Annotated in this window: 6 protein-coding genes; 1 reads left to right on the top strand and 5 read right to left on the bottom strand. The window is 35.8% G+C overall.

Annotation, left to right across the window (positions count from 1 at the left end):
* Positions 1–140 precede the first annotated feature (140 nt).
* From F4V44_RS28260 to F4V44_RS27035, 5 genes are all read right to left on the bottom strand, one after another.
* Positions 141–644 (bottom strand): benzoate/H(+) symporter BenE family transporter, encoded by a 504-nt coding sequence (locus F4V44_RS28260; protein WP_150443076.1) that lies wholly within the window; start codon positions 642–644, stop codon positions 141–143.
* Positions 644–1000 (bottom strand): benzoate/H(+) symporter BenE family transporter, encoded by a 357-nt coding sequence (locus F4V44_RS28255; protein WP_263406695.1) that lies wholly within the window; start codon positions 998–1000, stop codon positions 644–646. The genes F4V44_RS28260 and F4V44_RS28255 overlap by 1 nt, the downstream gene beginning before the upstream one ends.
* A 1335-nt stretch (positions 1001–2335) precedes the next feature.
* Complete coding sequence (locus F4V44_RS27045) at positions 2336–3019, bottom strand: DUF421 domain-containing protein (RefSeq protein ID WP_150443074.1); 684 nt, start codon at positions 3017–3019, stop codon at positions 2336–2338.
* Positions 2992–3402 (bottom strand): CBO0543 family protein, encoded by a 411-nt coding sequence (locus F4V44_RS28340; RefSeq protein ID WP_317978385.1) that lies wholly within the window; start codon positions 3400–3402, stop codon positions 2992–2994. Before F4V44_RS28340 ends, F4V44_RS27045 begins: the two co-directional genes overlap by 28 nt.
* A gap of 457 nt (positions 3403–3859) precedes the next feature.
* Entirely contained in the window at positions 3860–5377 is a 1518-nt protein-coding gene (locus tag F4V44_RS27035) for a phospholipase D-like domain-containing protein (RefSeq protein WP_150443073.1), read from the bottom strand.
* Positions 5378–5632: 255 nt separating this feature from the next.
* Between F4V44_RS27035 and F4V44_RS27030 the strand changes: the two genes are divergently transcribed.
* A complete protein-coding gene (locus F4V44_RS27030) occupies positions 5633–6190 on the top strand; it encodes an SRPBCC family protein (protein WP_191090881.1) in 558 nt (185 codons plus the stop codon).
* Positions 6191–6271 lie beyond the last annotated feature (81 nt).

Raw genomic sequence — 6271 nt, 5'->3', positions numbered from 1 at the left:
CTCCCGCTTCAAATTCCGTCAGGAATTAAGCGGTGAGTAGTTCAATTCACGGAAGGAAGGCAGAAACATATTGATATGATCCACATGCATAATCAAAATATAAATAATCTTTAAGAGTTTGATCTACTAGTTAGACCATTTCAAGTAATTGTTTCTTCTTTTGAATCCTTCACCTTTTCTACCGTTGCTCTCGATATAAAATGGTCCTTTTCAACAAGGAACGAGACAAATAAACTTCCATCAATTGCCCAAATGGGCACACTGATATTAAAGAAGTTCACACCTGGCATCCCAATAATGAAGGTAAAAAAGGCACCGATTTGAAACTTACTATTGGAAAATAGTGAATTGATGAGAAGACCTAGCATGGCTAGTCCAGCGATCACTGTAACGATCACAGTCGGCATAACCACAACAAAGGGAACAAGGATTGACGCAAATAGTCCAAAAATCGAGAAGAACACGCCATTCGCAACCGATGCTGCATACCGTCTTTCTTTTTTGCGTACCTCTTTTGCTGCACAGATAGCTGTCATCGGTCCTGCGATATAAATTGCATGTCCACCGAATAATGAAGCCATCAGGCCAACAATAGAACCGTAAATCGCCATCCAGGTATTTGGAGGTTTATATCCTTGATTCATTAATACTCAGTTACTTGAGCATTTTCCGAACAAAGGAGGGGTAAGGCAAGCGGAATCCCAATCGACACAATGGCATCAAAATTAAATACTGGTACCATTAATTGTAGGAGAATGACTGTATCATGAATATTCACGACTTTAAATTCACTCGTAAAGAAAGCCAATAAAACAGTTATGACTAATGCAGATAAAACAGGTGGAACTTTTTTCAAGAATCGTGACGAAAGTAAAAATACTAAAATAGCTGAACCTGCTAGTAATGGTGAAATCGTAATAGATGTGATCATTTCTGTTGTAAAACGGATCATTACTCCAACAATTATCCCCATCACAATCGGAACCGGTATCAACTTCATTACTTCGTAGATTAAGCCTGACAAACCAAGAAGAATGATAAGATATGGACTACTAAATATGCGCCCGCTTCATTAATTGAAAATGTGTTATGGCACCCGTCACTAATATAGCACCCGCAATGATGCAGGCACCTGAAATGGGCTGGCGGTATTTTAATCCCAAAGAAATCCTCCAAAGAAATCAACTGCTAATAGCCAACTGATCGTTTCAGTATAAGTCAACCCGCCGTTTGTACGACCATTAATAATAATTAATGCCGGGCTGATACACCCAAATAGAGCTGCTTCTATGCAAGCGCTGGTCGTATTGGCATTTGGATTCTGTCATAAATCTTTAAAATTTGTCCAAAAATTATTTTCTTTCATGACAATTTATCTTCCACATTTTATTTACTACATATAAATATGAATCTATCTGTTTTTATAAGGATTCAGAATAGAAAACATACTACTATCGTACTTAAAGAACCAATTATTGCACTTCCACATGTGATAGAACCATTTTTTTTACTTTTATATCATAATTTTTAAAAATACTTTTGTATTCATCCAATTGATGATTCTCAACTAATCCAATTATTAAACAATCTAAGCTTATCCTTGGCTAATAATATTGTCTGGTTTTAGAATCCAAAATAAAAAAGCTGTCAGAAAAGACCCCCTCTTTCTCAAAGCCTGAAAAAACTGTAGAAATGATCTTTTAAAACTTCATTTTTTAGAAGTAGCCATTGGATTCGATTCGTTCTTTCTCTTTTGAAAAACGTCTAGAAAAGCATGGCATTAACCTCTTTTATGACCTTGATTCTTATTGGATAAGTGCGACAGTATATCTGTCAAGAACCCCCTTTTATATTTAAAAATCTCTTAGGTGAAGTGGATATTTTCCCTTAATAGTACGGAATGATGGACATCCACAATTGAGAAAAGTAATTAAAACCAGATTAAAACGTTTATTAAAAAAGCTAGTATTGAAAAAGTATTACTCCTCATTCATACAACATACTCCCTTTTTGATTGAAACGGGAGAAGGAACAAATCATTCCTGAATACTTCTAACATTCAGGAATGATGACCTTCAAGTAGAATAGATTGATGCAGTGCTGTCCCAGCATTCGTGTAGGAACCCCCCCTTAACAATGCTTATCAAGCTCTAAATGTAAAAAGGATACATAGATTAAAGGACATTACATATTTTATATGACTAATATGTAATGTCCTTTCTTTACACAATCGCGCCCGATTGTAATATATATTTACCAGTTTTTACTGGTTGAGTTTTTTTAAATCCACATTATATTCACCAAGAAAATTGATGTGCTCCTATCCTAACAAATTTTATTTAGGGCTTACATGTATGCCTTCACTCTCTCGCCACTCTGCGTAAAGTATACGCTTTACCTTATCATATCCATTGGTACTTAATTGGTTATCTAACCACTGTTGATCAAATCCGAGTTCATGTAAATTATCCCATAAAATTTCCCCATCTATAATTAACGATGTTGGGAGGTCTACTGGACTTTCTGGAAGATTGAGATCTTGCTTGTCTGGTTTTTGATACTTGGACTTTAATAATAAACTTACTTGCCCATTAGCTTCCAATATACCGTACTTGACCTCGCGAACTGAAAAGACATTATTTTGACGGAGTATACTCAATACTTGATTTACATCCAATTTGTTCTTTGTAAGTAACTTTCTGTCCATAACACCATCTCGAATGATGATGTTAGGATTGCCTAATAAGAGAGAACGTACCGATTTATTTTTTAGAGTTATAAACTCTATTCCCAACATAAGGAACGTCCACAATCCGATGGCATATAAAAAGTGAAAAATCGCTACCTTATCTTGATAAATGGTATTTCCTAAAAAATCTCCAAGTACTAACACAAAAACTAAGTGAAACGGGGTTAACTGATAGATAGATGTTCTGCCTGATATGATAATGATAAAAAATAAAGTTGCAAAACCAACGATGACTTTGATCGTCAGTAAACCAATATTAACTTCTTCCAAAGTTTTTTCCTCCAATTTAAATTGTACTTAGTTGTAAGATCTTGGAATTTAGATATAGAGGCTAGTTTTAGTATTAAAGCTCGAGTTACAATTCCAACAATGATGTAATATATGACTGAATATCTGTATCTCCACTCTAAATAATTAACAAGTTTGACCCACTCGCAAAAGGGTTCACCTATATAGGCAGATGTTAGTGCCATAATGATCTGGGCTAAAATAAAAGATTTCCATGTTCTAAAATATTGATATAACAACATGTAAGCTACAGGTACCATTGAAAAATCAAAAGGAAAGGCCCGAGGAATAATAGGTAAGAATGCAATGGGGTAATCCCAAAAACTATATGGTGCACCAACTACATCTAATAAGGTTTTTGTCAAGATAATTATGGTACCAAATAACAAAATTTCTAAAATAATATCTCGTTTAACAAGTTAGCCCATATAACCCAAGGGACAACTAAAAAAACGACTAGTATCCACTATTCCCAAGTTAAAAGCTCATTTTTTAGCCAACCATTTAATTCTAAATGATACAGCTTATCTTTTAATAAACGTATTTCCTTAAGATTTTCAAATATATTATCTATTGATATCACCTCTATATTTAAATTAAAAGGTAATAGATATTTTTGAATTCAAACTCTTTGAACCTGCCTTTTTAGTATTACCGTTTTTTAGTAATGAATTTCCATCGTAAAATAAGAAAAAACCCATGTTGAAAGTTCTTCTAACACGGGTTTTCGATTTTTTTCAAATGAATCAGAAATATTTTAAAAACAATGAAATTTTTTAAATCTAGATTTAAGATTGAACAATAAAAACAGGATACATCAACTTATAATAATGGAGAAAGCAGGCGAGAACCCTGTTCAACAATGCGCTCGGTCAGGGATCGTTGCAACAAGTCTTCAATTCTTAATGGTATAGAATCAGTAAGATCCCTCTCGAACTGCTCTGTGAGTTCCCTTGCCACATCAGCACTGTACACGAATTGACACACTTCATAATTCAGGCGAAAACTTCTCATATCATAGTTTGCTGCGCCTACTTCTGCAATTTCCTCATCAATGATCATCAGTTTCGCATGTAACATTCCTTTATCGTACTGGTAGATTTGGACCCCAGATTCTATAAGTTCCCCGTAATAGGTACGACTTGCAAAGCCCACGATTTTTTGATCAATATGGCGAGGAACAAGTAATCTTACCCGTACACCATGAGCCACAGCTGTCTTTAATGCCATAATAATATCTGTTTCTGGTATAAAGTAGGGCGTTGTAATATCAATGGTTTTAGTCGCTTGTGTTATACATATAAAGTAAGCTTGACGAATAACTGGTGTAGGAATTCCAGGGTTTCCTTCCAACGTATGGATGTATGCTTGTTGCAATTCTCCTGTCTTTGTTTGGATATTGTCTGTTTTACCTTCTATAGGCCATAACTCAGATCCTAATTCGGCAGACCATCTTGAAAGATCTATGCTGCCGGTTGGATTAATTTCCTTTGATTTATATTTTGGGATTTTAGTGGCCTTTTTCGTTGCCTCAGATTTTGTTTTTGACTTTATCCGTTCTGGTATAGCGATATTCCAATGAACGTCGAAGATAGTCTGCAAGTCGCCTGTAGCTTCCCCTATAATTTGCAAATGAGTGTCCCTCCAAAATCCTACGTCTGGCTTTAATCCTGTATATTCATACCCAACGTTCATACCGCCAGTAAAGGATTCCTTTCTGTCAATCGTGACAATCTTACAATGATCCCGATAAGTCCAATTGGACAAAAGCCAGGGAAAACTTAAAGGAAATATTGTCCGACATTCTATCCCTGCTTCCACCATCTGAAGAATTTTTTGACGCGGAAATTTTTTACTCCCCCAACCATCTCTAATAAAACGAACCCGCACTCCATTTACTGCTTTTTCGATCAGCAGTTCTGTAATGCGATTACCAATTTGGTCGTTCCGATAGATGAAATATTCCAGATCAATGGTTTTTTGGGCTTTTTGTAGGGACTCGATAAGTTGTTCATATTTTGCTATTCCATTGTTTAGTACTTGGACTTTGCCGACTCGAAGCCCGCCTACAGTAAAATACCTTAAAGCATCGGCGATTATCGATGCTGAATCACTATATGTATCAGGTAACTTATCAGACTCATTATGAGAAGAGGTCAATCTTTTACGATGAATAAGCTTGGGATTTGATATGCTAAGATATAGTAAGAAACCAATGACAGGCAAAATAAGGACTATTATTATCCAATTCAAAGCCTTGGCAGGCCGACGAACTTCCCAAATGGCTATGAATAACAGAAAGAACGTATTTAACAGATATAGATAAAAAATCCACTCCAACTAAAAACCTCCCTAGTTTTTCTCTTAACATATACAAACTATGTAGTAAGTATACGTTTGGAATACGAAGGAATTGTTTAGGTAGACATTTTCTCATGAGTGGTGAGACATCCTAAATAATTGTGTAATTAGTTTGTTTTGTCAAAGAAATTTTAACGTTGGAAATGGATTTAAAAACAAAAGGTTCTTTAGATTTCTTCTATTTAACCCTAATACCTTCCATAATTAAAGCTGGAATTACCAGAACAAGAATGGATGCTTGTTTCGGATAGTCAACGATATATTTCGAAAAAAGTTCAACAATGTAATTATTTTCAGGGATTAGAGGGTGGAATTGATTCTAGTCATGTTTCGATTCTTCACTCAGGTTCAGTCGGAGGCATCGGGGTTTCTAGAAAGAGTCAGAGTGCTTCTTTGTTAGAGAAAGATACGGCACCGCGTTTTGAAGTAGTCGATACTGATTACGGTTTATTAATCAGTGCAAGACGTGAAGCAGATGAGGAAAACTTCTATTGGAGAATTACACAGTTTCTAATGCCTTTTTATACGATGATCCCGCCATTTGGAAGAGCTCCAAGAGGAGAACATGTATGGGTGCCTATTGATGATGATAACTGTTGGGTTTGGACTTGGAGCTGGACACCAGATCACGACCTTACAGAAGAAGAAATTAAACAAACGGCGTCAGGGGCGGGCATTCATCCGTTATTAATTCCTGGTACATTTATCATTTCCCGACAGAAGACTCCCTCTTCAATTTTGTGCAGGGCGGAGCCCAGAAATAAGTGGGAGATGAATGTCGGTTGGCTTTAGCCAAAATGGTTGAGTGATACGAACAAACGTGCTACACTATACTTGTAAGTTGTTCTTTGAAAACTGAAGATATGAGGTTGT

It is taken from the genome of Niallia endozanthoxylica (genome assembly GCF_008710145.1).
GTDB classification, from domain to species: Bacteria; Bacillota; Bacilli; order Bacillales; family Cytobacillaceae; genus Bacillus_BD; species Bacillus_BD endozanthoxylica.
This window is presented reverse-complemented; position numbering and strand designations above follow the sequence as displayed.